This window comes from Yoonia maritima (genome assembly GCF_003003285.1).
GTDB lineage: Bacteria > Pseudomonadota > Alphaproteobacteria > Rhodobacterales > Rhodobacteraceae > Yoonia > Yoonia maritima.
In genome coordinates this window covers 1-1112 of record NZ_PVTP01000026.1, presented here as the reverse complement: position 1 = coordinate 1112, position 1112 = coordinate 1, and the positions used below count along the sequence as shown (strand labels likewise).

Sequence of the window (1112 nt, the reverse complement as noted above, 5' to 3'; positions counted from 1 at the left end):
AGTATTCCACGACAGCGCGAATTGATTTTCCTTCGTGCATCAGGTCGAAGCCTTTGTTGATGTCTTCGAGCTTGAGCTTGTGGGTGATCATTGGGTCGATTTCGATTTTGCCGTTCATGTACCAGTCGACGATCTTTGGCACGTCGGTCCGGCCGCGTGCGCCGCCGAACGCGGTGCCGCGCCAGCTGCGGCCTGTGACCAGTTGGAATGGGCGGGTTGAAATCTCGGCCCCGGCAGGTGCCACGCCAATGATGATGCTTTCGCCCCAACCTTTGTGCGCAGCCTCAAGCGCCGTGCGCATCACACCCACGTTGCCCGTTGCATCAAACGTGTAATCCGCGCCGCCGCCGGTCAGTTCGACCAGATGCGCGACCAGATCGCCTTCGACTTTTGATGGGTTCACGAAATCAGTCATGCCAAAGTGGCGACCCATTTCTGCCTTGCCGTCGTTCATGTCGACGCCAACAATCTGATCCGCCCCAGCAAGGCGCAGGCCTTGCAGCACGTTCAAGCCAATACCGCCCAGACCGAACACAATCGCGCGGCTGCCGATCTCGACCTTGGCGGTATTGATCACTGCGCCGATGCCGGTGGTGACGCCGCAACCGATGTAGCAAATCTTATCAAACGGGGCGTCTTTGCGGACCTTCGCCAACGCGATTTCCGGCACAACCGTGTGGTTCGCGAAGGTCGAACAGCCCATGTAGTGGTGGATCGGCGTGCCATCGAGCATCGAAAACCGGGTCGATCCATCAGGCAACAGACCCGCACCTTGGGTGCTGCGGATCTTTTGGCATAGGTTCGTTTTTGGGTTCAGACAATATTCGCATTCGCGACATTCCGGAGTGTAAAGCGGGATCACGTGATCGCCGACCTCAAGTGTTGTGACGCCCTCGCCGACCTCGATCACAACGCCAGCACCTTCGTGACCCAAGATCGCTGGAAAGATACCTTCGGGATCGTCGCCTGAGCGGGTAAATTCGTCGGTGTGACACAGGCCAGTCGCCTTCACCTCGATCAAAACCTCACCGGCACGCGGCCCTTCGAGGTTCACTTCCATCACTTCAAGTGGCTTGCCAGCTGCAACAGCGACCGCGGCACGTGTACGCATT

The 1112-nt window shown here is 58.3% G+C and carries 1 protein-coding gene; it reads right to left on the bottom strand.

Annotated elements, in window-relative coordinates:
* Positions 1-1111 (bottom strand): S-(hydroxymethyl)glutathione dehydrogenase/class III alcohol dehydrogenase (locus CLV80_RS18250; protein ID WP_106359367.1); only part of this gene is annotated, 1111 nt, incomplete at its 3' end.
* Between the last annotated feature and the right edge of the window lies 1 nt (position 1112).